Raw genomic sequence first — 25,335 nt, forward strand, 5'->3', positions numbered from 1 at the left:
GGGGAAGCCTACTAGAACGCGTGACAGCTCTTCTGGATGTCGGTGGCGACATCCTGCGCGGACTTGCCGCCGACAAGATCGATCATGCCGGTCCAGAAGGCGCCGGCGCCGATCTTGCCCGGCATCAGGTCGGATCCGTCGAAGCGGAAGGTCGAGGCTTCGGCAAGGATTTCGCCCTGCTTCTTCAGCGCGTCGCTGGCATAGGCATCCTTGTTGACCGATTTGAGCGGCGTCACGAAACCGCCCTGGGCCATCCAAATCTCATGGGCGAGCGGCATCTTCAGGAATTCGATGAACGCGCGGGCACCCTTGCTATCTTTAGTGATCATGGCCAGCGTGCCGGCGCCGAGCACCGGGGTGCCGAGGTCAGGCTTAGAGGCGTAAGGTGGGAAGTAGAAGAAGTCGGCATCCTGGCCGATCTCTGTGCCTTCCGGAAAGAAGGTCGGGATGAATGACGCCTGATGATGCAGATAGCACTTCGGCGGCACCGAGAAGAGGCCTTTCGGGCTGTCGCGGAAGTCGGTCGCGGCAACCGCCTTGGCGCCGCCGTCGACCATTTTGTCGTCGGTCGCGATCTTGCCGAAAATGTCGATGGCATTGACCACAGCGGGATCGTTGAACGGAATTTCGTTCTTCACCCACTTGTCGTAAGTTTCGGGCGTCTGGGTGCGCAGCATGATGTCCTCGACCCAGTCGGTCGCCGGCCAGCCGGTGGCGCCGCCCGAACCGAGCCCGATGCACCATGGCGTGCCGCCGTCGGCGATGATCTTCTTTTCGAGCTCGGCGAGTTCTTCCTGCGTCTTCGGCACCTCGTAGTCGGCTTCCTCGAAATTGTCAGGCGAGTACCAGACCAGCGATTTCACGTCGGCCTTGTAGGGAAAGGCGAAGAAGCCCGGCTTGCCGTCCTTGTCGTTGAAGGTGCCGAGATCGACCCATGACTGGCCGGCGCCGTAATTGTCCTTGATCCAGTTGGCGGTGTCGTCGCCGAGCGGCGTCAGCAGGCCCTTGGACGCCAGGTCCTGGATCAGGCCCGGCTGCGGCAGCACGGCAATGTTGGGCGGGCTGCCGGCCTGCGTGTCGATGACGATCTGCTGTTCGTAATTTTCCGACGAGGAGTATTTGATCTCGGCGCCGGTGGCTTCCGAGAAATAGTCGAGAACGGTGCGGATGAGCCCCTCGTCCTCGCCGCGCCATGGCCCGAAGATCGACAGCGTCTCGCCCTTGAGGTCGACTTTCTTGAGGTCTTCGTAATTCGCCCAGTTGAAGCGGGGATCTTCGCCCGGCTTGAATTTCAGTTCGGCTTGCGCCGGCGCGCCCAGGGCGAGCGCGACAAAGGCGGCGCTCAGCAGAAGCATTTTCTTCATCGGTATTCCCTCCCAGTGGTGACAAACACTCGGACGGAACCTCCATTCCGTCCGCCGACGCTGCAGGACTGTGACTCAGTCGGAAAGGAACCGCAACCTTTCGAAGAGTCTTCCAAAGCGCTTTGGTCTTTTCGATCACGCCACTGAATCGATCAGGAGTCAAGAGGGGTCGCGTGCTAATCGATTTAATTTTCGCGATATAAGAGCAACTAAAGTGCACTGCAGCATGCTTTTTTGGCGCTGCGGCAGCATATTTTGCTTCAAACTGGTCGGAAACGGTGCTTATGGTCTTTGCATCAGGCGGGGCTGCCCGTAGCGGCTAGGCCGATCCATAGTTAAAGCGCTTTGAGGCTTGGAGGCCTCCGGTGAACCTCAAACAGCTCTCCCACATGCTGGCGCTTTCGCAGACAACGGTAAGCCGCGCGCTGAACGGCTACCCGGAAGTCAATGAGGAAACGCGCCGGCGGGTGATCGACGCAGCCAAGCGCCACGGCTACCGACCCAACCCGAGCGCGCGCCGGCTGGCCACCGGCAAGACCGGGATGATCGGTTATGTCTTGCCGACCGGCACGGCCGTCGACATCGACCCGCATTTCGTCGAATTCCTGTCCGGTCTCGGCGACTATGCCCGTTCGCATGAACTCGACCTGGCGCTGTCCCCGGCCGATGCCGACGACCAGGAGACGACCTACCGGCGTATTGTCGCCAACCGGCAGGTCGACGCCGTCTACATCTCCTCGCCGAAGCCGGCCGACCGGCGGGTGGCGCTGGTCAACACGCTCGGCATCCCGTTTATCGTCCATGGCCGCAGCGAAGGGCTCGATTTCGACTACCCTTTCACCGACATCGATAATGAGGGTGCCTTCCACGAGGCGGCACGGCTGCTCGTCCAGCTCGGTCACCGGCGGTTGGCGCTGATCAACGGCGACGACCGCGAGACTTTCGCCATCCACCGCGAGCGTGGCGTGCGCCGGGCATTGGCAGCGAGCGGTCTGGTGCTTGGCGAAGGCCATGTCTGTTCCCTCGCCATGACCGAGGAGAACGGCTACCGCGCCGCCAGACGCTTGCTCGAGCAGAGCGATGCGCCGACCGCGATCGCCTGCTCCAGCCTGATCATGGCGCTCGGCGTCGTGCGCGCGGTGCGCGATCTCGGCCTGACCATTCCGGGCGACCTGTCGCTGATCGCCCATGACGACGTCTTCCCCTGGCTGAAGCCGGAGAATTTTTCGGTGCCGTTGTCGACGACGCGCTCGTCGATCCGTTTGGCCGGCGCGCGCATCGCCGAGCGGCTGGCGGCGCGGATTTCCGGATTGGAGGAGGGCGCCCGCGGCGAAGTCTGGCCGGTCGATCTGGTGATCAGGGGATCGGTCGCCGGCGCGCCGGGTTAGGGGGGTCGAAGCCAAATCATTCTGAGCGACGAGTTCGATCCAGTCATCCACGTCACTTGCGCGACGGCGCAAGTTGACCTCGGATGGCACCGTTGGGCCCGTTACCAGACGGCTAGTAAGGACATGGCCGGTCTTTCTTTCAAGGGCTGTCACCATTGAGCCATCGGTGGGCGTGGTTGCGATCAGGCATTCGTGGTATACTTTTGCCGTCTTGAAACCGTGACGCTTACTGCGGTTTGCCTTGGGAGATGCCAAATGCGCGTGTCCTTGCTTCTCATTCCACTGCTGCTTTTGCACATTCCGATTGTATCGCAAGCCGCCGCCATCCACGATGCCGCCATGGAGGGCGATGTCGCGGCGATCACAGCAGCGCTCGATGCGGGCGCTGATGTAGATGAGAGTGATGGAAGCGCAACGCCGCTCTATCTCGCGGTCTTTATGGGCCACATCGAAGCGGCAAAACTGCTCATAGAACGTGGTGCGGACGTCAACGCCCAGACGACTGGTGGTCCCGCACTGATGGCGGCTGTCGGAACAGGCAAGATCGATCTGTTAAACCTGTTGCTAGAGCGGGACGCGGATCCAAATTCCGATCGTGATGGCGAATTCGCCCTTCATGTCGCCGTCACTCTCGATTGTTTCGACTGCGTGAAGGCACTGGTCGAGGCCGGAGCGGACGTGAATGCGAAGGCAATGCACGGCAAGACGCCGCTCCATCTGGCAAAAAACAGGGGGCAACGCGAAATTGCCGACTATCTCTTGGCGCATGGCGTCGTCTTGCCAACGCCAGCGCCAATATCAATGAAGTTGGCTTCTGCCGATGTCGAGAAAGGCCGAACCGAATACACCCGCCGGTGTACTACTTGCCACGAAGCCGAGCCACAGGGAGGGAACAAAATAGGACCGAACTTGTGGAGCGTCGTCGGCCGCGACAAGGCATCCATGGCAGATATGCGTTACTCCGAGGCCTTGCTGGGCTGGGAGGGTGTATGGACGTACGAGGACCTGAACAGATTTCTCTTCGAGCCCATGCTCACCACGCCGGGCGTCAAGATGGAGACTCCCGGTGTCCCGGACGAGACCGAACGGGTCAACATGATCGCCTACTTGCGCACACTCAGTGACAAGCCGATCCCGCTGCCCTGAACCGATGATCTCTTGCGCAAGTGCTGCTACGGACCTGCGTCGGCTAGATTTGCTCAAGTAGCACCTCTGGTGACCCTAAAAGGGCCACTTGCCCAGCGGGCATCAGCCGCCAATGAAACGAACTAGCCAGTTTTCGAACTATTTGACGGGTTTTGGCATGGCCAAGCCGATCCGGCAGTCAGCTCGAACGTCTAAGTTCCACCAATCTCGGGCGCTGGTGGCAGCCAGTGATTGAGTTTCGATGTGCATAAAAGCAGAAGCGTTTAAGCCTACGCCTATTCCTTCGCTGCCGCGGCCGCCTTGGTGTCCAGCAGACCATAGCCGAAATCATTGTCTCGTCCCTTGGGGCCGAGATCCTTGGCCGTGCCGGCCAATGCCTTCTCGACCCAGTCGGCGGAACGATCGGGCGCGGCATGCAACAGATTGGCGATCGCGCCGGTCACAATGGCTGCGGCAAATGAGGTGCCGGTGACCACATCCGAGCCGGCGCCGCTCGGCGCCACCATCTCGACGCCAGGAGCGGAGAGGAAGACGTAGGCGCCACGATTAGCCTGCTGCATCAGCCCGTCCTTGGCATCAGTGGCCGTCACCGCGATGACGCCGTCGAAGGCGGCGGGGTAGCCGTAGGGCGCCTTCGGCCCGTTGTTGCCGGCGGCGGCGACCAGCACGATGCCCAAGGCGCGAGCATTGCGGCAGGCGATGCCGAGCAGGTCGTTCTTCGGTCCGACGAAGCTCATATTGATGATGCGAACATCTTGGCTTGCCGCCCAGTCGAGCGCCGACAGGATGATGTCCATGGTCGACTTGCCGCCCTCGAAAGCTCGGGCATGGTAGATTTTCGCGCCCGGCGCCATGCCTTTGAGCGCGCCGACGCCGGCGATCAGGCCGTCGATCGAGGTGCCATGATCGCGCGCCTCGATCGGCACATCGGGCATGGCGTCGAACTGATCGACGATGACGCCGGAGAGTGCTGGATTGGCATCGTCGATGGCGGTGTCGATGACGGCGACGCGCACATTCTCGCCGCTGGCCGCTTTCGAATCCAGCGCGATGCGCTCGAAGGCATAATTGACGATGCTGGCTGCCTGTTGCAGCGAGTAGATATGGTTGGGCTCGCGCCGCATGGTGCGGCCGTCGGCGGCAAGCTGCGCCAGCACGACGCCGACCGGTCGGCCATCGGGAATGCCGAAGCGCACCAGCGTGGTGCCGAGCAGCAGAGACTGGCGCTGCGAGCGCACCTCGAGGCCAAATGAGGCGGCGATCTGCTGGACGGCGTCGCCGTCTACCGTCACCAGCACCTCGTCGGGCACGAAATCACCGATGACGGCGCGCGGCGGCTCGGCCGCGACGAGATCGCTGGGCGAAACGATCGGACCGCCCGTCGCGGCGGCCTGTATCGCAGGCGCACCGGCGGCCTGCGGCGGCAGTGCCCGACCGGCCGGATTGCGGCGTGGATCGGGCGTCGGCAGCGGAGCTTGGCCGCCGCCGACCGGGTTGGGAAACAGGTCAACGATCAGCGCAGGAAGAACGACCGCATTTGTCGCGGCGGAACCAGCGCCGGGCTTTTCGCCGCTGCCGTCTCTTGTATCGTCCTCGATACAGTCGGCCGCCGCCGTCGCCCGGTTGAGGCAGTCGATTTCCGTCTGGGTGAGGTTTGGATCATTGGTCTGCGCCAAAGCGGGCGCGGCGGCGAGCGTCATCGCCGCCACAAGGAGCGCCGCAAACCCAATGACCGCCCTAGCCGCCATCAACCGGTCTCCTTCCCTCGACCACAGCCTCCGCGAAAGGCTGGGCGGCAATAAGAGCAAGCACTTTTTGATAATCGGCTGCGGTTGCGGCCGGGATGCCAAGGCGGAAGACACCGTCGGCGGTCGGCCCGCCGGCAATCTTCAGCTGGTGTTCGCCAAGAAAAGCGACAATGTCGGCCATCTTCGCATCCGGCTTGAACGTCACCAGCGCGAACGGCATTTTCGTCAGATCGCCTTGTTGGCCGGCAATTTCGAAATCGCCGTCCTTGCCGCCTGGCTGAACAACCGATTGCACCATGACGAGGGCAAGCAGTGCTGCCGCCGCAGCCCAGGCGACGCCGGCCGGCACCGCCATGAAGCGGCCCCACACCTGCGCCAGCCAGGACGATGTCGCCGGCGCGCGCACGGGGCCGGCTTCGGCGTCGAGCGCCCGGGTGAAGCGGCCGAGCGCATCGGCCGGCGGGCGGATCGCCTCATTGGATGCAGCGGTGCTGGAGAATTCGGCTTCGGCCTCGCCGAGTGCGGCAAGCGCCGCCGGATCGGAAGCCAGCCATTCCTCGACGGCTTCGAGTTCCGAGCCTTCCAGCGAGCCGTTCAGATAGAACGGCAGCAGCGTTTCCATTTCATCGCGGCGCGACATCTTTTCAGCGGCGCTCATGGCCACCCCCTGTCGTAACCGGCGGCCTTGAGCGCCTCGCCGAGTTTCTTGCGGGCGTAGAACATCCGGGTCTTGACGGTAGCAACCGGGATGCCGAGCACCTCCCCGATCTCGGTCACCGACTGTCCGTGGTAATAGGCAAGGTCGATCACCGTGCGGTGCTCTTCCGGCAAGGCATCGACGAAGCGCCGCAAAGCGGCGCCCTTGTCTTCCTTCATGGTGACGACTTCCGGCGTGTCGGCGCTGTCTGGGACCTGGGCCGCGTCATCGTCGTCGATCCGGTCTTCCTTCTTCTTGCGCAGCGACGACAGCGCCTTGAAGCGGGCGATGCCGAGCAGCCATGTCGAGACTTCCGAGCGCCCCTCGAAGCCTGGCGCCTGGCGCCAGAGTTCGAGAAACACCTCGTTGGCGATATCATCGGCCATCATTTCCGATCCCGTCTGGCGCACCACGAAGCGGTAGACCCGCGCGTGGTGGCGCATGAACAGGAGCCGCACGGCGGCACGGTCGCCCTTCGCGACCCGGCTGACAAGCGCGCGGTCGGTTTCCGTCGCTGCCGTCATGGCCGGTCGAGCCGCCTGGCTCCTGTCTGCTCTGTCGCCGATCGGCCCAAAAAGGTTCACCGCTTTCCGCCCGGATTTTTGCGGAGGCTAACCGAAGAGCGGAAAGGTTGCCAGAGTATACCGTTGCCCCCCGTTTTTAGGGGTCAGTCTCAGTCAGGGGCACCAAGCAAAAGGCAGCCGTCAGGCTCGCCATGATGGCGGCCACTAGGCGGCTCATCCCAGTCGGCAAGGTGCAGTCGTTCAGCCTCGGGCGGAGCGTCATTGGACGACGCCGCCGCACAGGGGATTCCCGACAGGTTTGTAACTCACCGGTCCGCTGCCGGGCGACTAAGGTCCCGATCGCAAACCGCAACCCTCTGAAGAAGTGAAAGTCATGACCAACAACAGCTTTTCGGCCGCGACTCGTGGATCAGTCGCCGATGGCGGTGTTCGACGCGGTCAATCGTCCATGCGACTGGTGAGGCGCATGAAGCCTTGCGCGATCGGAAGGACCTTTCCATGAGACTGATTAGGCTGAAAGCGCCGGGAGGCTTGGAAAATCTCAAGCTGGTCGAGGAAGATTGTCCGAAACCAGGGCCGGGTGAGTTGCTTGTCAGGATACGAGCGTGTTCGTTGAATTTCCACGACAGCATGGTGGCGCTGGGAAACAAACCGTGCGCCGATGGCCGAATCCCGCTGTCCGATGGCGCTGGACAAGTGATTGCGGCCTCAGACGATGTCCAACAATTCAAGGCCGGAGATGCCGTCGTCAGCACCTATTGGCCCCATTGGCTGGCCGGCGAACCGACGCCAGCCAATAAGACGGGCGAATTGGGAGATGATGTTGACGGCTATGCTCGCGAATATGTGTGCATGCCCTGGCATGCCTTCACAAGGGCACCGGCAGACTTCACGCATATGGAGGCGGCAACGCTTACCTGTGCCGGCGTTACCGCCTGGAAAGCCCTGATGGTGTGCGGCCAGGTGAAGCCCGGTGATACGGTGCTGGTCCTTGGCACGGGAAGTGTATCGCTGTTCGCGCTGCAATTCGCAAAAATTGCGGGCGCTCGCGTTATTGCCACCTCTTCATCGGAGGAAAAGCTGGAAAAGCTGAAGCGGTTTGGAGCCGACATTGTCGTCAATTACAAGGCAGTGCCGGATTGGGGCCAGAAGGTAAGGATTTTGACGGACGGACGCGGCGTCGATCACGTGATCGAGGTTGGCGGGCCGGGCACGTTGGCGCAGTCGATAACAGCTTGCAGGATGGGCGGCCACATCGCCCTGATCGGCGTCCTGACTGGCTTTGCCGGACAAGTTTCGATCCCGGCCCTGTTTTCCAATCAGATTAGGATCAGCGGAATTTCTATTGGCAGCAGGGCAGACCAGGAAGACATGATTCGTGCCATCGAGGCCAACCGTTTGAAGCCAGCTATCGACCGCGGTTTTCCGCTGCAGGAGATCGCCAATGCCTTCAAGTACTACGAATCCCAAAAGCACTTTGGCAAGGTTTGTCTCGAACTTTGATACGACATATGCGTCGCTGCCCTATCGCGCCACGGCGCCTGCAGGAGAGAGGGCCAGCATTCATTCAGTCGAGGAACGGCGTGGCCTTCATCGTCGCAGGCACCGGCACGCCGAGGCGGGCAAGCACGGTCGGCGCAAGCTGCAACTGGTCTAACAGCGTGCCGGCCTCCGGCCCCTCGCCCTGTCCGAAATAATACAGAGCAAAATCCTGCATCTCGTCGTCATGGCCGCCATGATGGCCGCGATCGGTCTGGCCGTGATCGGCTGTGACGATGACCTCGTAGCCGGCTTCCCGCCAGCGCGGCAGGAAGGCTGCGAGCATGCCGTCCATCGCATAGACGGCGTGATCCATCTCATGGCAGTCATGGCCGAAGCGGTGGCCCATCGAGTCCAGCGTGCAGGTGTGCAGGATGCCGTAGTCGATGCGGTGGCGCCTGGTCAGCATTGTCAGCGTCGCGAACAGGTCGACGTCGCTCGGCGTCATCTGGTTGCGGGCGTTGTAGCCGGTCATGGTGTGGAACCGGCCATGCGTGATCGGCCCGCCGGGCTCGTCGAACTCCATGTCCTCGACCAGATCGAACGGATAGGCCCGGAAGAATTCGGACCAGTAGGAATGAGTGACCGCGCCGGTCTTGCCGCCGGCCTTGCTGACCTCCGAAAATATATCCGGTTGCTTGACGCGGAACCGGCTCTCGTTGGTCAGGATGCCATGCACTTGCGGTGCCACGCCGGTATGGATCGACGCATAGCAGCAGGCTGAGGTCGACGGCAGAACGGAGCGCATCTTCCAGACACGCGCTTCGCCCGATTGCACCCAGCCTTCGAGATTGCCCATCAGCCGGCGCCAATTGCGGTAAGGCACGCCGTCGAGGATGATGAGCAGAAGTTTTGTATTCAACGCCACCGGGTGTCTAATTCCCGGCGCTTGCCATGCGCCGTCCCTTGATCGCCTTCTCCAGCCAGCCGATCTCCATTTCGGGCACCGAGGACAAGAGAAGGTCTGTATAGTCGTCGAAGGGCGGCGCCAGCACCTGGCTCTTCGCGCCGTAGCGCACCACCTCGCCGCGATACATCACCGCGATCGAATCGGCGATCGACTTCACCGTGGCGAGGTCGTGGGTGATGAACAGATAGGCGACGTTTTCCTCTTTCTGCAGCTCGAGCAGCAGCTTCAGGATGCCGTGGGCCACCAGTGGGTCGAGCGCCGAGGTGACCTCGTCGCAGATGATCAGCTTCGGCTTGGCGGCAAGCGAGCGGGCAATGCAGACGCGCTGCTTTTGGCCACCGGAAAGCTCGGCCGGGTAGCGGTCGACGAAGCCCTTGCCCATCTCGATCTTGTCGAGCAGCTCGGCGACGCGGGCGTCACGTTGCCTTCCACGCAGACCGAAATAGAATTCGAGCGGCCGGCCGATGATGGTTCCGACGGTCTGGCGCGGATTCATCGCCACGTCGGCCATCTGGTAGATCATCTGCAATTGGCGCAGATCCTCCTTCGGCCGGTCGGCAAGCCGGTTGGCGAGTGGACGTCCGTCGAAGGTGACGGTGCCTTGTTCGGGCGGCAACAGGCCGGTGACGGCGCGCGCCAGCGTCGACTTGCCCGAGCCGGACTCGCCGACCACCGCCAGCGTCTGGCCTGGATAGATGTCGACCGAGACGTTCTTCAGCACCTTGATGTGACTGCGGCCATAGGCGGCGGTGATGTTCTTGACAGACAGGAACGGCGTCGTGCCGGGCTTCTGTTCCTGGTGCTCGATCTCATGCACCGAGACCAGCGCATTGGTGTATTCCTGGCGCGGTTCCTTGATGATCTGACGGGTGCCGCCCCATTCGACCAGCCGGCCGTGGCGCAGCACCATGATCTCGTCCGAGACCTGGGCGACGACGGCAAGGTCGTGGGTGATGTAGAGCGCCGCGACATGGGTGTCGCGGATGGCGTCCTTGATCGCCGCCAGCACGTCGATCTGCGTCGTCACGTCGAGCGCCGTGGTCGGCTCGTCGAAGACGATCAGGTCGGGCTCGGAACAGAGCGCCATCGCCGTCATCACGCGCTGCAGCTGGCCGCCCGACACCTGGTGCGGAAACCGCTCGCCTATGCTTTCGGGGTTCGGCAGGCTGAGCTTCTTGAACAGTGCGACGGCGCGCTTCTCGGCCGCGGCCCGTGTCGCCGTGCCGTGCAGCAGCGTCGCCTCGACCACCTGGTCCATCAGCCTGTGCGCCGGGTTGAAGGCCGCCGCGGCCGATTGCGCGACATAGCAGACCTCGCGGCCGCGCAGCTTGCGAAAGCCCTCCTTGCCGCCCTTCAGGATGTCGCGGCCGTTCAGGATGACCTCGCCGCCGGTGATGCGGACGCCGCCGCGGCCATAGCCCATCGAGGACAGGCCGATGGTCGACTTGCCGGCGCCGGACTCGCCGATCAGGCCGAGCACCTTGCCCTTCTCGAGCGTCAGTGAGACGTCGTGGACAAGCACGATGTTCTTGGGCGGCTCGCCTGGCGGGAACACCGTGGCCTCGATGCGCAGATTGCGGATATCGAGCAGCACGGACTTTGCTCGCTGGTCAGCCATCACCCGCGCCCTCCCTTCAGGCTTGTCGTGCGGTTGAGCACCCAGTCGGCGACCAGATTGACTGAAATCGCCAGCATGGCGATCGCCGCCGCAGGGATGAGCGCCGCCGCGATGCCGAAGACGATGCCATCCTTGTTTTCCTTGACCATGCCGCCCCAGTCGGCGCTAGGCGGCTGCACGCCGAGCCCGAGGAAGGACAGCGTCGACAGGAACAGCACGGCATAGATGAAGCGCAGGCCAAGTTCCGAAACCAGCGGCGACAACGCGTTGGGCAGGATTTCGCGGAAAATGATCCACATGCTGCCTTCGCCGCGCAGCTTGGCCGCCTCGACGAAATCCATGACGTTGATGTCGACGGCGACTGCCCGCGACAGGCGGTAAACGCGGGTCGAGTCGAGGATGCCCATGACCAGGATCAGCGTCACCAGATTGGTTGGCAGCACGGACAGCACGACGAGGCCCATGATCAGCGTCGGAATTGACATCAGGAGATCGACAAGGCGCGACATAAGCGTGTCGAACCAGCCGCCGAAAACCGCCGCCGAGAAGCCGAGGATGGCGCCGAGCGAGAAGGACAGGGCGGTGGCCAGCACCGCGATGAACAGCGTGACGCGGGCGCCGTAGATCATGCGCGAAAGGAGGTCGCGGCCGAGATTGTCGGTGCCCAGCCAATGTGTCGCCGACATCGGTGCCCAGACGTCGCCGACGATCTCGCCATTGCCGTACGGCGCGATCCACGGCGCGAAGATCGCCGCCAGCACGAACAATGCCGTTAGCACCAGGCCGATCAGCGCAGGGATGGGGATGCGTTTTATGTCGAGCATGCCCTCTCCCCTATTTCGGGTGTCTGAGACGCGGATTGGCGACGATCGCCGCTATGTCCGCAACGATGTTCAGGCTGATATAAACGGCGGCGAAGATCAGGCCGACCGCCTGCACCACCGGCACGTCACGCTTGGTGACGTGGTCGACGAGATATTGGCCCATGCCCGGATAGACGAAGATCACTTCGACGACGACGACGCCGACGATCAGGTAGGCGAGGTTGAGCATGACGACGTTGATGATCGGCGCAATCGCATTGGGGAAGGCATGCCTGCGAATGACGGCGAATGCCGAAAGCCCCTTGAGCTCGGCGGTTTCCACATACGCCGACTGCATGACGTTGAGGATCGCGGCGCGCGTCATGCGCATCATGTGGGCGAGCACCACCAGCGTCAGTGCCGCCGCCGGCAGCATGATCGCCTGCATGCGCTCGCCGAACGGCATTCCGTCATAGACCGTCGAGATGCCGGGGAAGATCTGGTATTTCACGGCAAAGAAATAGACGAGCACGTAACCGATGAAGAATTCGGGAAACGACGTCGAAGCAAGCGCCAGTCCGGAGATCAGCTTGTCGACCCAGCCATTGCGGTAACGCACTGCGATCAGGCCGAGGATGATCGCCAGCGGCACGGCCACGACCGCCGCCCAGAAGGCGAGGAACAGCGTGTTCCACAACCGCCCCTTGATCGACGTCGCAATATCCTGCCCGCTTGACATGGCAGTGCCGAGATCGCCGGTCACGACGCCGCCGAGCCAGCGGAAATAGCGGATAAAGGCCGGATCGTTGAGGCCGAGCTGCTCGCGCAGATTGGCGAGTGACTCCGGTGTCGCCGACTGTCCGAGGATGGCTTGCGCGACGTCGCCGGGCAGGATCTGGGTGCCGGCGAAGATCAGGACCGATACGGCCAACAGCAGGAGAATGCCCAGCGCAATGCGCTGGGCCACCAGTTTCACGATGGGTGAGGACATATCCGCAAGGCCGGGCTCAGGCTTCGAGCCAGCACTTTGCCAGAGCGTACCCGTTCATCAGCTCCTGATGCGGATCGTCGACCCAGCCGGCGACCTTGGCGCCCGTCGCGTCGATGAACTGGTTGAACATCGGCAGGATCAGGCCACCTTCGTCGCGGACGAGCATCGCCATGTCGCGATACATCGCCTTGCGCTTGGCTTCGTCGAGCTCGGCACGCGCCGCCAGCACCATCTTGTCGAAATCGGGACGCTTGAAACGCGTGTCGTTCCAGTCGGCCGTCGACAGGTAAGCAGTCGAATACATCTGGTCTTGCGTCGAGCGTCCGCCCCAGTAGGAGGCGCAGAAGGGCTGCTTGTTCCATACTTCCGACCAGTAGCCGTCGCCCGGCTCGCGCTTGATCTCCAGCGTGATGCCGGCCTTGGCCGCGCTCTGCTGGAACAGTTGCGAGGCGTCGACTGCGCCTGGGAAGGCGACGTCCGATGTCCTGAGCAGGACGGCGCCGTCATGGCCCGACTTCTTGTAGTGGAACTTTGCCTTGTCGGGATCGTATTTGCGCTGCTCGATGTCCTCGGAAAACAGCGGATAGGCCGAGTTGATCGGAAAGTCGTTGCCGAGCGAGCCATAGCCTCTGAGGATCTTGTCGAGCATCTCCTCGCGGTCGATCGCCAGCTTCAGCGCCATGCGCAAATCGTTGTTGTCGAACGGCGCCGTGTTGCAATGCATGATGAAGACGTAGTGGCCAGGACCCGCATGGTTGCGGATGGTAACGCCGGGCAGCCGCTTGATCAGGTCGACGATCTTCGGCTCGACGCGGTTGATCATGTTGACCTGGCCGCCCTGCAAGGCAGAAGTGCGCGCCGTGGCGTCGTTGATGACGATGATCTCGATCTGGTCGGCATGGCCCATCTTGTCGGCCTGCCAGTAATTGGCGAACCGCTCGCCGCCATGGCGCACGCCGGGTTCGTTGGTGGTGATCTTGTAGGGTCCGGCCGAGATGCCGGCGTCGGCCTTGTCCTTGCCGCCATTGGGCTGGATGATCAAATGGTAATCGCTAAGCAGATAGGGCAGGTCGGCATTGGCTTCCTTCAGCGTCAGCACGACTTCCTTGCCGCTGGCCTTGATGCTCTCGATGCCTTTCATGTAGCCGAGCGCGCCCGACTTCGACTTCTCGTCCGAATGGCGTTCGAGCGTGGCGGCCACGTCCTCGGCGGTCACCGTCTTGCCATTGTGGAATTCGACGCCGTCGCGGATCTTCAGCGTCCAGACCTTGGCGTCGTCCGACGAGCCGATCTCCTCGGCGATGCGGTTCTCGAGATTGCCTTCCGGGGAAAGCTCGACGATCAGTTCGCCCCACATCTTGCCGAAGGCGAACGGCACCTGGGTCATGAACAGGGCCGGATCGAGGCTGTTGGTGGACTCGCCGCCGACCAGGCCGGCCTTCAGCGTGCCGCCCTTGACCGGACCCGCGGCGCGCGCCGCACTTGAAAGCAGCGAGTTGGCGAAGGTCGCGGTGACGCCGAGCGCTGCCGCCCGGCCGAGAAAATCACGACGGCTCAGTTTGCCGGACGCGACGCGCCGGCTGAGAAATTCCAGTTCGTTCGACATGTTGAGTTCCTCACTCTGTTGGTTCGACCTTGTGGTCGTTTTTTATCATTTCTTGTGAGGAGAATAATGACCGCAAGGGAACGCCGTAAGCAAGACCGAATGCGACATGCCGTGGCGTAAATCGTACGTCGCAATTGGACCAATCCGCATAAGCGCTCAAAGCAGCGCGCGCGGGATTTTCTCTTCGAAAGAGCGCTCGAAAACCAGTTTCTCGCCTTCATAGGCTTCGATTCTGGCGCTTACCATGAAGCTTTGCGCGTCGGACCGCATTTCGGCTGATGTTTCGGTGCGCACCGACCATCCATTTCGCGACAGCGTCTGCGTCCAGTGCGTCTTGCCCGACGCCGACAGTGGATTGTCCGGATGGATCGCCCATGTCTCACTCGCGATGCTGCCATTGGCAAGGCCATGCTCCAGGTCGCGCACCTCGCCGAAATCGTCGACGATGGAAAGCGTGACGATTCCGGTCTTCTCGTCGCGGTCGACATGACGTTCGGAATTGGCGACGCGGACCGTTTCGGTCGCCCAGAGCGCGGCGGCCTCGGGCGAGGGGAACGTGACTTCATCGCGGTGCGCCAGCGGGCGCAACGGCAGCTTCAGTGTCGCCGCCGACAGGTCGAGCCGGACCGGCTCCGGCGATGGCCAGATCATCGGCCAATAGGCGTTCGAAACGGCAATACGCAGGCGGTGGCCTGATGGCACGCGATAGGCGCACTGGTCGAGCACCACACGGGCGCTGACGGTTTCGCCCGGCACCAGCGCCTCGGGGAATTCGTGCGAGTTGCGATGCGTCAGGTTGAGCACGCCATAGGAGATCAGCTCCGACGCGCCGTCGGGATGCACGTCGCACAGCCGGATCGCGATGTTCGCTTGAGGCCGGTCGGACGAAACCCTGACCAGTGCTTCCGGCGCGCCGACAATGTCGATCGCCTGTGTTAGCACCGGCTGGTCGAAACACAACGATAATGCATCGTCGGGGCGCTGGTCGCCGGGCAATTCCGGGCCGAAGGTGAAGGGAAAGTATTCGCCGCCGGCAAGGCCGCAGCTTTGCGGCGAAGCGACGATTACCGGCTTGGCGCCTTCATGGATCAGCTCGATCTCACGTGTCTCGATTTCGGGCGACGGCCACACCGATTCAGCGACCCAGCGGCCCGGCCGCTCCGGATGCCAGCGCGCGGGGCGCACGCTGTCCATCACATAGGCGCGGTAGGCCGGGTCGGCCTCGACGCCGGTGTCGAGGCCCTTTAGCCAGCGGTCCCACCAGCGCAAGGCCTCCTGCAGGAAGCCGATCGCTGGTTTCGGTGCTGCGTAGTGCGGGTACTTGTGGATCCAGGGGCCGACGATGCCCTTGACCGGCGCCTCGATATTGGCGGCGAGATGGGAAATGGTGTTGCGATAGCCGTCATGCCAGCCGCCGATCGACAGCACGGCGGCTTTAATGGCGGAATAGTCCTCGCAGATCGAGCCGCGCTTCCAATAGGCGTCGCGGTGCTGGTGCCTCAGCCACAGCGGCGCCAGGAAGGGCTGGTTCTCCAGCCGGGTCAGCCACAGGTCGCGCCATCTGTTGTCGCCGGCCAGCAGCGGGTCCGGCGGTCGCGACGAATAGGACAGCATGGTCGAGGCCCAGCCGAAGTTCTCGATCAGCAGGCAGCCGCCCTTGTAGTGGATGTCGTCGGCATAGCGGTCGACGGTCGAGCAGAGACTGATCACCGCCTTCAGCGCCGGCGGCTGCTTGGCTGCTGTCTGCAGGCAGTTGAAGCCGCCCCAGGAGATGCCCATCATGCCGACTTTGCCGTTGCACCAGGGCTGGGCCGCCGCCCAGGCGATCACATCACAGGCGTCCTGCAATTCCTGCTCGGAATATTCGTCATCCATAAGCCCTTCGGAATCGCCATTGCCGCGCATGTCGACGCGGATCGAGGCGTAGCCGTGGCCGGCGAAATAGGGATGCGTCAGCTGATCGCGAAAGATCGTGCTGTCGCGCTTGCGGTAAGGCAGATGCTCAAGGATCGCCGGCACCGGATCGTCGCTGGCGTCGTCGGGTATCCACACTCGCGCCGACAGCCGGCAGCCATCCGGCATGACGATCCCCATATCCGGAAATTCGACGACCTTGCGGGGAAATTCAGTGACGGTTTTCATGCTGGGCTCCTAGGTGACTGCATGATGGAGCCCAAGCCTGCCGCGTCGTGGGCCAGCCAACGAATTCGGCTGGTCAATCCGCGTCAACTCAACGGAATGTCGTTCTCGGTCTTGCTCGCCTGGTAAGCGCTGGACAGTTCGTCATAGCGCGCCGAAATGGTGCCGATCCGCGTTTCCAGCCGCAGGCGCTCGGCCTCGGGCAGTGACCGCACCAATTTGCGGATCGAAAAGCTCTTCCAATAGGCGTTCTCGGCATTGTAGCCGCCGGGGTCGAGGGTGAAGACCTCCTTCAGGATTTTCAAATCGTGCGGAATGGCGAAGCTGTCGCGCGAATCCTCGTGGCTGAACAAATAGTAGAAATTATCGAAGCCGGTCCAGGTGATCGCCGACAGGCAGAGCGAGCAGGGTTCGTGCGTGGCGAGGAAGATGGCGTCCTTGGTGTCGACGCGCTCGGCCTTCGGCATTTCATAGAATCGCTTCAGGCAGTGCACTTCGCCATGCCAGAGCGGATTCTCCGTCTCGTTGTTGGTTTCAGCGAGCACCAGCGAGCGGTCGCCCTTTCTCATGATCGCCGCGCCGAACAGCTTATTGCCGTGGGCGACGCCTTCGGCCGTCTTCGGCACGATGTCATGCTCGATGACGTCGAGCAGGCGGTCGATCAGCGAGACGTCGGCCATCATGCGGTCCCATCGGGAAGGTGGATCTCGTAGGCGTGCGAGAAATGGCACTCTTCGAGGTTGGAGCCGTCGCCGCCGCGATCGACGACGAGAAAATCCTGGGCCTCGCCGATCGGCGTCAGCACGCCGTGCCACAGATTGCGCGGATAGTTGACGCCTTGCCCGGGCGCGGTGATGAAGGCGTGCGGCTCGCCTGGACCTTCGTCGCCATCATGGCAGACGATGACCAGGAACGGCCGTGGCGACAGCGGGATGAAGGCCTGGCTGCCGAACGGGTGACGCTCGACCATGGTGAGCTTCAGCGGAAAATCGTAGGGCGCGCCCCGCACCATGGAGATCAGCACGCGCGCATTCGGCCCCAGCGCTTGCGCCGTGGCGAGGTCGTGATAACGCTCGGCCTTGCCGCCATTGATCGGGTAGTGATTGTCGCCGCCCATATCGATGACGTCGCCGAATTCGGCGAAGCTCTCGCGGGTCAGCGGCCGGGCGACAATGCGGCTCATGGCACGCGCTTCGCGATGCCGGCACCGCCAAGCTTGGCGTGCCGATTGACGTCCTTGTAAAGAAGATAGCGGAATTTGCCGGGCCCGCCGGCATAGCAGGCCTGCGGGCAGAAGGCGCGCAGCCACATATAGTCGCCGGCCTCGACCTCGACCCAGTCCTGGTTGAGGCGATAGACCGCCTTGCCTTCCAGCACATAGAGGCCGTGCTCCATGACATGGGTTTCGGCGAAGGGGATAACCGCGCCGGGCTCGAGCGTGACGACGGTGACATGCATGTCGTGGCGCATGTCTTCAGGATCGACGAAGCGCGTCGTCGCCCATCTGCCTTCGGTGCCGGGCATGGGCGTGGGCGCGATGTCCCTTTCGTTGGCAAAAAAGGCCTGCGGCGGATCGATGTCTTCAACGGCGTCGTAGGCCTTGCGGATCCAGTGGAAGCGGACAGCAGCACCACTCTCGTTGCGAACGGTCCATCCGCTGGCCGGCGGCAGGAAAGCAAAGCCACCCGGCTGCAGGACATGTTTCTCGCCAGCCAGCAAGACGCTCAGCTCGCCCTCGACCACGAACAAGACGCCCTCGGCGCCGGCATCCGGTTCCGGCCGGTCGCTGCCGCCGCCGGGCGCGACCTCGACGATATATTGCGAGAACGTCTCGGCGAAGCCGGACAATGGGCGCGACAGCACCCAGACTCGGGTTTTGTCCCAGAACGGCAAGGCGCTGGTGACGATGTCCTGCATCACGCCTCGGGGAATGACTGCATAGGCCTCGGTGAAGACGGCCCGGCCGGTCAGCAGCTCGCTCTGGCCGGGGTGGCCGCCATGCGGCGCGTAATAGGTTCGGTCGGCCATCTTGATCGTATCCATGAGTTCAAGCCTATTGCGGGAGCCAAAGCCCATTACGGAAGTAAGTCCTTGAGGCGAAGCAGCGCGATGCGCTCGACCTGTTTGCAAGCGGTGTCGAATTCGACGCCGCGGGTGTTGCCGCTGCGCGCCTCGAACTCCGCCAGGATTTCCACCTTGGTCTTGCCTTTCACCGCGATGATGAAGGGAAAGCCAAAGGACGTGACGTAGGCGGCATTGAGTTTTGAGAACAGCTCGCGCTCCTTATCGGTCAGTGCGTCGAGCCCGGCTGAAGCCTGCTCTCTGGCCGATTCCGCCGTCAGCCGCTTGGCCTGCGCCAATTTGCCGGCAAGGTCGGGGTGGGCGTTGAGCACGGAGAGCCGCTCGGCCTCGCTGGCGCCGCGAAAGACACGACACAGTGCATTATGGAGGCCGCCGGCGCTGTCATGCGCCGGGCCGAGCTCCAACTCGTAGGCGCGTTCGGCGATCCACGGCGAATGCTCGAACATCCCACCGAATGCCTGGACGAAGGCCTCGAACTCCATTTTCGACGGGCGCAGCGCCGGCCGCCGGAACGGATGGGTCTCCTGCCAGTGCCTGGCGATGTCGATGCGCCGCGCCAGCCATACCTTGTCGTGCGATTTGACGTAGTCGACAAAGCGCTTGAGCGCCGCGACCCGGCCCGGCCGGCCGACGAGACGGCAGTGCAGGCCGATATTCATCATGCGCGGCCGCCCTAGCTTCCCCTCGGCATAGAGCGTGTCGAAACTGTCCCTGAGATAGGCGAAGAACTGGTCGCCCGAGTTGAAGCCTTGCGGCGTGGCGAAACGCATGTCGTTGGCGTCGAGCGTGTAGGGGATGATGAGTTGCGGCTTTGTCGACCCGTCCGGCCCATCATGCTCGAACCAGTAAGGCAGTTCGTCGTCATAGGTGTCCGACACATAGTCGAAGCCGCCTTCTTCCGCCGCCAGCCGCACAGTGTTGATCGAGGTGCGGCCGGTGTACCAGCCGGTCGGGCGCGCGCCGGTGACTTCGTAGTGCAGCCGGATCGCCTCCGCCATGTCGCGGCGCTCGTCCTCCGGCGCATGATCGCGGTAGTCGATCCATCTCAGCCCATGCGAGGCGATCTCCCAGCCGGCCTCCTGCATCGCTGCGACCTGATCGGGCGAGCGCGCCAGCGCTGTGGCGACGCCGTAGCAGGTCACCGGCACCTCAGCCTCGGTGAACAGGCGCAGCAATCGCCAGAAGCCGGCGCGCGCGCCGTATTCGTAGATCGATTCCATGTTCCAGTGGCGCTGGCCAAGCCACGGTGCGGCGCCAACGATCTCGGACAGGAAGGCCTCCGAAGCCTTGTCGCCATGCAGAACGCAGTTCTCGCCGCCTTCCTCGTAATTGACGACGAACTGCACCGCGACATGCGCGCCGCCAGGCCATTTCGGATCCGGTGGATTGGCGCCATAGCCGCGCATGTCTCGTTCGTAACGCATCGTCACTCCTGCCGGATGGTGTGATCAGGATAGTCGAAAGGGCGGCTTGCGCATTCCCCCGAAAATTTTGAAAGTGTTTTTGCAGCACTCCGCTCGACCGGGACTTATGCATCGCCTTTAATTGGCGCACAATTCGTCAAGTATGTTCGACGGTACCGGGCATGTTCGACTGTACCGGGAATGGGAGCAGCCAGTGGCGGAAACGTCGAAAGCCGAAGGCGGACGTCTGACGACCCATGTCCTCGACACCGCGACCGGCAGGCCGGCGGCAGGCCTGTCGATCGAGCTTTACAGCATCAACGGCGACATGCGGACGCATCTGAAGACGGCGGTCACCAATGCCGACGGCCGCTGTGACGCGCCGCTGCTTGCCAACGCGGAATTCCGCACCGGCGAATACGAGCTGGTCTTCGCGGCCGGCGACTATCTGCGCCGGCAGGGATTGAGGCTGCCGGATCCGGCCTTCCTCGACAGCGTGCCGATCCGCTTCGGCATGGCCGAGCCGGTGCACTATCATGTGCCACTGCTCATATCGCCTTACGGCTATTCGACCTATCGCGGGAGCTGATACATGGCCGGGCTCAAGACACGCAATGAGATACGCTTCATCCTCAATGGCGAGCACGTTGCGCTGACCAAGGTTGCGCCCGACGAGACCTTGCTCGACTGGCTACGGCTCGAGCGCTCGCTGCGCGGCACCAAGGAAGGCTGCGCCGAAGGCGATTGCGGTGCCTGCACCGTGCTGGTCGGAAGGCTCTCAGCCGGCCGGCTGGTCTATGAAAGCGTCAATGCCTGCATCCGCTTCCTCGGCTCGCTCGATGGCACTCATATCGTGACCGTCGAGCATCTGCGCGGTGACGGCGATAGGCTGCATCCCGTGCAGCAGGCGATGGTCGATTTCCACGGCTCGCAATGCGGCTTCTGCACGCCGGGCTTCGTCATGTCGCTTTACGCCCTGTGGATGCGGTCGCCGGAGCCGTCGGATGCGGCCATCGAAAAGGCACTGCAGGGCAATCTCTGCCGTTGCACCGGCTACGAGGCGATCGTTCGCGCCGCACGTGCCATCTCCAGCTACGGCAAGGCGGCAAAGGACCCGCTGGCAGCAGAGCGCAAGGCGATCGCCGAGAAGCTTGCGGCCATAAAAGACGGTGCGCGCATCGAGATCGGCGCCGGTAAGCAGCGGCTGGTCGTGCCGGCCAATGCCGACGATCTCGCTGCCGTGCTCGACAAGGAGCCGGGCGCCACCATCGTTGCCGGTTCGACCGATGTCGGCCTTTGGGTAACCAAGCATATGCGCGATATTGCGCCGGCGATTTTCATCGGCAATCTCGACGGTCTGTGCGGGATCTCCGAGGACAAGGGCGTCATCTCGATCGGCGCCGGCGTCACCTATACCGAGGCTTTCTCGACGCTGGCGAAACGCGTCCCGGCGCTCGGCCCGCTGTTCGATCGCATCGGCGGCGACCAGGTGCGCAATATGGGCACGATCGGCGGCAACATCGCCAACGGCTCGCCGATCGGCGACACGCCGCCGCCGCTGATCGCACTTGGTGCGCGGCTGACGCTGCGCCGCGGCAACAAGCGGCGGACCATCCCGCTCGAAGATTTTTTTATCGCCTATGGCAAGCAGGACCGGCAGCTGGGCGAATTCGTCGAGGCCGTGCATGTCCCGGTGCCAGGCAGAGACACCAAATTCGCCGTCTACAAGATCACCAAGCGCCGTGACGAGGACATCACCGCAGCACTTGGCGCGTTCCTGCTGACGCTGGCCAGGGATGGCACGGTGGCGGAGGTGCGTATCGCTTATGGCGGCATGGCGGCAACGCCCAAACGGGCTTTCGGCGTGGAAAAGGCGTTGCTCGGCAAGCCTTGGACCGAGGCGACAGTCGAGGCGGCGATGGCCGAATACGCCAGGGATTTCACCCCGCTGACCGACATGCGAGCGAGCGCCGAATACCGGGCGTTGGCGGCACGGAACCTGCTGTTGCGCTTCTTTGCCGAGACCAGCGGCACCAAGGCGCCGATCCAGGTTTCAAGATACGAGACGGCGTGATGACCAAACATGCCCCAAACCTCAAGGCGCAAAAAATCTCCGGTGGCGTTGCCACCGACCAGCGCCATGATTCCGCGCACAAGCATGTCCGCGGCACGGCCGTCTATATCGACGACATGCCGGAATCAGCCGGCACGCTGCATGGCTGCCTTGGGCTTTCGACGGCCACGCACGCCACCATCACCAGCATGGACCTGTCGGCGGTGCGCGCAGCCCCCGGCGTCGTCGATGTGCTGACGGCGAGCGACGTGCCGGGTGAAAACGACATTTCGCCGACCGGCCGTCACGACGAGCCGGTGCTGGCCGACGGCAAGGTGCAGTTCTTCGGCCAGCCGATCTTCTGCGTCATCGCCGAAACGCGCGAGCAGGCGCGCCGCGCCACAAGGCTGGCCAAGGTCGAATACAAGGAATTGTCCTTCGTCACCGACATCGGTGCACTTGATCCCCGCAAGGACAAGCTGGTCACGCCGCCGCTGACCTTGAAGCGTGGCGATGCCGCCGCCTCGATAAAAGCGGCGCCGCGCCGGCTGAAGGGAAAAATGCGCATCGGCGGGCAGGATCATTTTTATCTCGAAGGCCAGATCGCCATGGCCATTCCCGGCGAGGACCAGGACGTCACGATTTATTCCTCGACCCAGCATCCCAGCGAAATCCAGCACATGGTCAGCCATGCGCTCGGCGTGCCGAGCCATGCCGTCACGGTCGAGATCCGCCGCATGGGCGGCGGCTTCGGCGGCAAGGAAACGCAAGGCAACCAGTTTGCCGTATTGGCCGCTATCGCCGCGAAGAAACACCATCGTGCCGTCAAAATCCGGCCCGACCGCGACGACGACATGATCGCCACCGGCAAGCGCCACGACTTTCTGGTCGACTACGAGGTTGGCTTTGACGACGAGGGCAATATCCTCGGTGTCGATTTCATGTTCGCGGCGCGCTGTGGCTTTTCGGCGGACCTGTCCGGCCCGGTGACCGACCGCGCGCTGTTCCATTGCGACAACACTTATTTCTGGCCGGCGGTGCACGCGCAATCGGCGCCGCTCTACACCAACACCGTGTCGAACACCGCCTTCCGAGGCTTCGGCGGGCCGCAAGGCATGGTCGGCGCCGAGCGTGTCATCGAAGAGGTCGCCTTTGCCGTCGGCAAGGACCCGCTGGAGATTCGCAAGAAGAACTTTTATGGCACCAGCGACCGCAACGTCACGCCGTACCACCAGACGGTCGAGGACAACATCATCCACCGCATCGTCGCCGAGCTGGAGTCGAGTTGCGACTATGCGAGGCGCCGCCGCACGGTTCGTGCCTTCAACGCCAACAGTCGCTTCATCAAGCGTGGATTGGCGCTGACGCCGGTCAAGTTCGGCATCTCGTTCACCGCAACGCACTACAACCAGGCCGGCGCGCTGGTGCATGTCTACACCGATGGGTCGGTGCATCTGAACCACGGCGGCACCGAAATGGGGCAGGGCCTCTACGTCAAGGTGGCGCAGGTGGTCGCGGAAGAATTCCAGATCGACCTCGACCAGGTCAAGATCACCGCAACGACGACCGGCAAGGTCCCGAACACCTCGGCGACCGCCGCATCGTCCGGCTCCGATCTCAACGGCATGGCGGCGCAGAACGCAGCCCGGCAGATCAAGGAGCGGCTGACCAATTTCGCCGCCGAAAAATATCAGGTGCCGCGCGACCAGGTGCTGTTCCTGCCCAACCGGGTGCGCATCGGCAATCAGGAGATCGCCTTCGCCGACCTCGTCAGGCAGGCCTACATGGCCCGCATCCAGCTTTCTGCGGCGGGCTTCTACAAGACGCCGAAAATCCACTGGGATCGTGACAAGGGCGAGGGCCGTCCCTTCTACTATTTCGCCTATGGCGCCTCGTGCTCGGAAGTCTCGGTCGACACGCTGACCGGCGAATACATGGTTGAGCGCACCGACATACTGCACGAGACCGGCCGCTCGCTGAACCGCGCCATCGACCTCGGCCAGGTCGAGGGCGGCTTCATCCAGGGCATGGGCTGGCTGACGACGGAGGAACTGTGGTGGGACGATAAAGGCCGGCTGCGCACCCACGCACCGTCGACCTACAAAATCCCCTTGGCCTCGGACCGGCCGAAGATATTCAACGTGACTTTGGCCGATTGGCCGGAAGCGAGCGAGCCGACGGTCCACCGCTCCAAGGCGGTCGGCGAGCCGCCGCTCCCGCTCGGCATATCGGTGCTGCATGCGCTGTCGGATGCGGTGGCGAGCGTTGCCGACCACCGGATCTGTCCGCGCCTCGACCCACCGGCGACACCGGAGCGGGTGCTGATGGCGATCGAACGGCTGAAGGGTGAGGCCAAGGCCGGCACGTGAACCCTGCCTCGGAATCCCAGAAAGCGTGCAATTCAGGCCGAAAACTCTATATTTCCCGATAGGGAATGCGAATGATGAACGCGAAAGTGCAAAGCTTGAAAGCCTTTCTTGCGCGCGCCGGCCGGGTGGCCCTGGTCGAGGTGGCCGGAACAAAAGGCTCGACGCCACGCGAGAAGGGCGCCTTCATGCTCGTCTCGATCGCGGCGATTTTTGGCACGATCGGCGGCGGCCAACTCGAATATATGGCGATCGACAAGGCGCGGCAGATGCTTTTCTCCCCCCTTGAGGGGGAGATGGCCGCGGAGCGGCCAGAGGGGGTCGGTAGAGGGAGCGCGCGACCTAAAAAAATGTCGAGCACTGCCGCGGCGACCCCACCCGGCGGCTTCGCCGCCACCCTCCCCTCAAGGGGGAGGGATATCCGAGCCACCCTCGACATCCCGCTCGGACCGGAAATCGGCCAATGCTGCGGCGGCAGGGTCGAGGTGCTGATCCGGCTGGTCGATGCTGCGCTGGCGCAAGAGCTGGTTGCGGCGGCGGAAGCCGAGGAGGCGCAGTTGGCGCATGTCTACATCTTCGGCGGCGGTCATGTCGGCCAGGCGCTGGCATCGGCGGTGGCCTTGCTGCCGGTGCGTGTCGCCGTTGTCGAGACGCGGGCCGAGGCGCTGGATGGAATGCCGGACACGATCGAAACGAGCCTGACGCCTATGCCGGAGGCGATGGTGCGCGAGGCTCCGGCCGGGAGCGCCTTCGTCATTCTTACCCACGACCACGCGCTGGATTTCCTGATCGCCACTGAGGCGCTGAAGCGCCGGGATGCCGCCTATGTCGGCATGATCGGCTCGAAGACCAAAAAGGCGACATTCAGGAGCTGGTTCCTGAAGTCGGCGGACGGCAGCGAGGCGGAATTTGCTCGCCTCGTCTCGCCGATCGGCGGCGACACGGTCAAGGACAAGCG

At 63.2% G+C, this 25,335-nt stretch carries 21 protein-coding genes; 7 read left to right on the top strand and 14 right to left on the bottom strand.

Annotated elements, in window-relative coordinates:
• Nucleotides 1-11: 11 nt before the first annotated feature.
• Complete coding sequence (locus EOC93_RS22815; protein WP_127205759.1) at nt 12-1,364, bottom strand: ABC transporter substrate-binding protein; 1,353 nt, start codon at nt 1,362-1,364, stop codon at nt 12-14.
• A 365-nt stretch (nt 1,365-1,729) separates the two neighbouring features.
• Here EOC93_RS22815 and EOC93_RS22820 point away from each other — a divergent pair, with 365 nt between their 5' ends.
• Together EOC93_RS22820 and EOC93_RS22825 are read left to right on the top strand one after the other, a co-directional pair.
• A complete protein-coding gene (locus EOC93_RS22820) occupies nt 1,730-2,752 on the top strand; it encodes a substrate-binding domain-containing protein (RefSeq protein WP_127205760.1) in 1,023 nt (340 codons plus the stop codon).
• Nucleotides 2,753-3,007: 255 nt separating this feature from the next.
• Nucleotides 3,008-3,898, top strand: a complete 891-nt coding sequence (locus EOC93_RS22825) for an ankyrin repeat domain-containing protein (protein WP_095484411.1) — start codon at nt 3,008-3,010, stop codon at nt 3,896-3,898.
• A 275-nt stretch (nt 3,899-4,173) separates the two neighbouring features.
• On the opposite strand, the gene EOC93_RS22830 is transcribed toward EOC93_RS22825, so the two are convergent.
• From EOC93_RS22830 to EOC93_RS22840, 3 genes are read right to left on the bottom strand one after another with little or no spacing between them, the layout of a single operon-like run.
• A complete protein-coding gene (locus tag EOC93_RS22830) occupies nt 4,174-5,646 on the bottom strand; it encodes a S8 family serine peptidase (RefSeq protein ID WP_095484410.1) in 1,473 nt (490 codons plus the stop codon).
• The gene (locus EOC93_RS22835) at nt 5,636-6,304 is read right to left on the bottom strand and encodes an anti-sigma factor (RefSeq protein WP_095484409.1); all 669 of its coding nucleotides are present in this window, start codon (nt 6,302-6,304) and stop codon (nt 5,636-5,638) included. Before EOC93_RS22835 ends, EOC93_RS22830 begins: the two co-directional genes overlap by 11 nt.
• Nucleotides 6,301-6,867: a sigma-70 family RNA polymerase sigma factor gene (locus EOC93_RS22840; RefSeq protein WP_095485055.1), complete on the bottom strand. Its 567-nt coding sequence runs from the start codon at nt 6,865-6,867 to the stop codon at nt 6,301-6,303. Before EOC93_RS22840 ends, EOC93_RS22835 begins: the two co-directional genes overlap by 4 nt.
• Before the next feature lie 498 nt (nt 6,868-7,365).
• On the opposite strand from EOC93_RS22840, the gene EOC93_RS22845 reads away from it, so the two are divergent.
• Nucleotides 7,366-8,370 (top strand): NAD(P)-dependent alcohol dehydrogenase, encoded by a 1,005-nt coding sequence (locus tag EOC93_RS22845; protein WP_095484408.1) that lies wholly within the window; start codon nt 7,366-7,368, stop codon nt 8,368-8,370.
• A gap of 64 nt (nt 8,371-8,434) precedes the next feature.
• On the opposite strand, the gene EOC93_RS22850 is transcribed toward EOC93_RS22845, so the two are convergent.
• The 10 genes from EOC93_RS22850 to puuE form a co-directional block, all read right to left on the bottom strand.
• Nucleotides 8,435-9,274, bottom strand: a complete 840-nt coding sequence (locus EOC93_RS22850) for an alkaline phosphatase family protein (protein ID WP_095484407.1) — start codon at nt 9,272-9,274, stop codon at nt 8,435-8,437.
• Between the two features lie 7 nt (nt 9,275-9,281).
• Nucleotides 9,282-10,934: an ABC transporter ATP-binding protein gene (locus tag EOC93_RS22855; protein WP_095484406.1), complete on the bottom strand. Its 1,653-nt coding sequence runs from the start codon at nt 10,932-10,934 to the stop codon at nt 9,282-9,284.
• Nucleotides 10,934-11,758, bottom strand: a complete 825-nt coding sequence (locus EOC93_RS22860; protein ID WP_095484405.1) for an ABC transporter permease — start codon at nt 11,756-11,758, stop codon at nt 10,934-10,936. The genes EOC93_RS22855 and EOC93_RS22860 overlap by 1 nt, the downstream gene beginning before the upstream one ends.
• A 10-nt stretch (nt 11,759-11,768) precedes the next feature.
• The gene (locus EOC93_RS22865) at nt 11,769-12,728 is read right to left on the bottom strand and encodes an ABC transporter permease (RefSeq protein ID WP_095484404.1); all 960 of its coding nucleotides are present in this window, start codon (nt 12,726-12,728) and stop codon (nt 11,769-11,771) included.
• 16 nt (nt 12,729-12,744) lie between these two features.
• The gene (locus EOC93_RS22870) at nt 12,745-14,334 is read right to left on the bottom strand and encodes an ABC transporter substrate-binding protein (RefSeq protein ID WP_095484403.1); all 1,590 of its coding nucleotides are present in this window, start codon (nt 14,332-14,334) and stop codon (nt 12,745-12,747) included.
• Between the two features lie 156 nt (nt 14,335-14,490).
• Complete coding sequence (locus EOC93_RS22875; protein ID WP_127205761.1) at nt 14,491-16,476, bottom strand: CocE/NonD family hydrolase; 1,986 nt, start codon at nt 16,474-16,476, stop codon at nt 14,491-14,493.
• Nucleotides 16,477-16,559: 83 nt separating this feature from the next.
• Nucleotides 16,560-17,153 (bottom strand): nucleoside deaminase, encoded by a 594-nt coding sequence (locus EOC93_RS22880; protein ID WP_126107271.1) that lies wholly within the window; start codon nt 17,151-17,153, stop codon nt 16,560-16,562.
• Nucleotides 17,153-17,656 carry an ureidoglycolate lyase gene (locus tag EOC93_RS22885; protein ID WP_126103942.1) on the bottom strand — a complete coding sequence of 168 codons (504 nt, stop codon included), beginning with the start codon at nt 17,654-17,656 and terminating at the stop codon, nt 17,153-17,155. Before EOC93_RS22885 ends, EOC93_RS22880 begins: the two co-directional genes overlap by 1 nt.
• A complete protein-coding gene (locus tag EOC93_RS22890) occupies nt 17,653-18,516 on the bottom strand; it encodes a bifunctional allantoicase/(S)-ureidoglycine aminohydrolase (protein WP_126103941.1) in 864 nt (287 codons plus the stop codon). The genes EOC93_RS22885 and EOC93_RS22890 overlap by 4 nt, the downstream gene beginning before the upstream one ends.
• Before the next feature lie 32 nt (nt 18,517-18,548).
• Entirely contained in the window at nt 18,549-19,979 is a 1,431-nt protein-coding gene (puuE, locus tag EOC93_RS22895; RefSeq protein ID WP_127205762.1) for an allantoinase PuuE, read from the bottom strand.
• 193 nt (nt 19,980-20,172) lie between these two features.
• On the opposite strand from puuE, the gene uraH reads away from it, so the two are divergent.
• The 4 genes from uraH to xdhC form a co-directional block, all read left to right on the top strand.
• Entirely contained in the window at nt 20,173-20,547 is a 375-nt protein-coding gene (uraH, locus tag EOC93_RS22900) for a hydroxyisourate hydrolase (protein WP_095485053.1), read from the top strand.
• 3 nt (nt 20,548-20,550) lie between these two features.
• Nucleotides 20,551-22,032, top strand: a complete 1,482-nt coding sequence (xdhA, locus tag EOC93_RS22905) for a xanthine dehydrogenase small subunit (RefSeq protein WP_126103939.1) — start codon at nt 20,551-20,553, stop codon at nt 22,030-22,032.
• Entirely contained in the window at nt 22,032-24,380 is a 2,349-nt protein-coding gene (xdhB, locus tag EOC93_RS22910; RefSeq protein ID WP_095484397.1) for a xanthine dehydrogenase molybdopterin binding subunit, read from the top strand. Before xdhA ends, xdhB begins: the two co-directional genes overlap by 1 nt.
• A 74-nt stretch (nt 24,381-24,454) precedes the next feature.
• On the top strand, nt 24,455-25,335 hold an 881-nt coding region (gene xdhC, locus EOC93_RS22915; protein WP_127205763.1), incomplete at its 3' end, for a xanthine dehydrogenase accessory protein XdhC.

The organism is Mesorhizobium sp. M6A.T.Ce.TU.002.03.1.1 (genome assembly GCF_003997275.1).
Classification (GTDB): Bacteria; Pseudomonadota; Alphaproteobacteria; order Rhizobiales; family Rhizobiaceae; genus Mesorhizobium; species Mesorhizobium mediterraneum.

What these genes read in the sequence shown, in the direction of transcription:
- EOC93_RS22815 (WP_127205759.1), bottom strand. Translation starts at nt 1,364, where the DNA reads ATGAAGAAAATGCTTCTGCTGAGCGCCGCCTTTGTCGCGCTCGCCCTG.
- EOC93_RS22825 (WP_095484411.1), top strand. Translation starts at nt 3,008, where the DNA reads ATGCGCGTGTCCTTGCTTCTCATTCCACTGCTGCTTTTGCACATTCCG.
- EOC93_RS22830 (WP_095484410.1), bottom strand. Translation starts at nt 5,646, where the DNA reads ATGGCGGCTAGGGCGGTCATTGGGTTTGCGGCGCTCCTTGTGGCGGCG.
- EOC93_RS22835 (WP_095484409.1), bottom strand. Translation starts at nt 6,304, where the DNA reads ATGAGCGCCGCTGAAAAGATGTCGCGCCGCGATGAAATGGAAACGCTG.
- EOC93_RS22840 (WP_095485055.1), bottom strand. Translation starts at nt 6,867, where the DNA reads ATGACGGCAGCGACGGAAACCGACCGCGCGCTTGTCAGCCGGGTCGCG.
- EOC93_RS22845 (WP_095484408.1), top strand. Translation starts at nt 7,366, where the DNA reads ATGAGACTGATTAGGCTGAAAGCGCCGGGAGGCTTGGAAAATCTCAAG.
- EOC93_RS22855 (WP_095484406.1), bottom strand. Translation starts at nt 10,934, where the DNA reads ATGGCTGACCAGCGAGCAAAGTCCGTGCTGCTCGATATCCGCAATCTG.
- EOC93_RS22860 (WP_095484405.1), bottom strand. Translation starts at nt 11,758, where the DNA reads ATGCTCGACATAAAACGCATCCCCATCCCTGCGCTGATCGGCCTGGTG.
- EOC93_RS22865 (WP_095484404.1), bottom strand. Translation starts at nt 12,728, where the DNA reads ATGTCCTCACCCATCGTGAAACTGGTGGCCCAGCGCATTGCGCTGGGC.
- EOC93_RS22870 (WP_095484403.1), bottom strand. Translation starts at nt 14,334, where the DNA reads ATGTCGAACGAACTGGAATTTCTCAGCCGGCGCGTCGCGTCCGGCAAA.
- EOC93_RS22875 (WP_127205761.1), bottom strand. Translation starts at nt 16,476, where the DNA reads ATGAAAACCGTCACTGAATTTCCCCGCAAGGTCGTCGAATTTCCGGAT.
- EOC93_RS22880 (WP_126107271.1), bottom strand. Translation starts at nt 17,153, where the DNA reads ATGGCCGACGTCTCGCTGATCGACCGCCTGCTCGACGTCATCGAGCAT.
- EOC93_RS22885 (WP_126103942.1), bottom strand. Translation starts at nt 17,656, where the DNA reads ATGAGCCGCATTGTCGCCCGGCCGCTGACCCGCGAGAGCTTCGCCGAA.
- EOC93_RS22890 (WP_126103941.1), bottom strand. Translation starts at nt 18,516, where the DNA reads ATGGATACGATCAAGATGGCCGACCGAACCTATTACGCGCCGCATGGC.
- puuE (WP_127205762.1), bottom strand. Translation starts at nt 19,979, where the DNA reads ATGCGTTACGAACGAGACATGCGCGGCTATGGCGCCAATCCACCGGAT.
- xdhA (WP_126103939.1), top strand. Translation starts at nt 20,551, where the DNA reads ATGGCCGGGCTCAAGACACGCAATGAGATACGCTTCATCCTCAATGGC.
- xdhB (WP_095484397.1), top strand. Translation starts at nt 22,032, where the DNA reads ATGACCAAACATGCCCCAAACCTCAAGGCGCAAAAAATCTCCGGTGGC.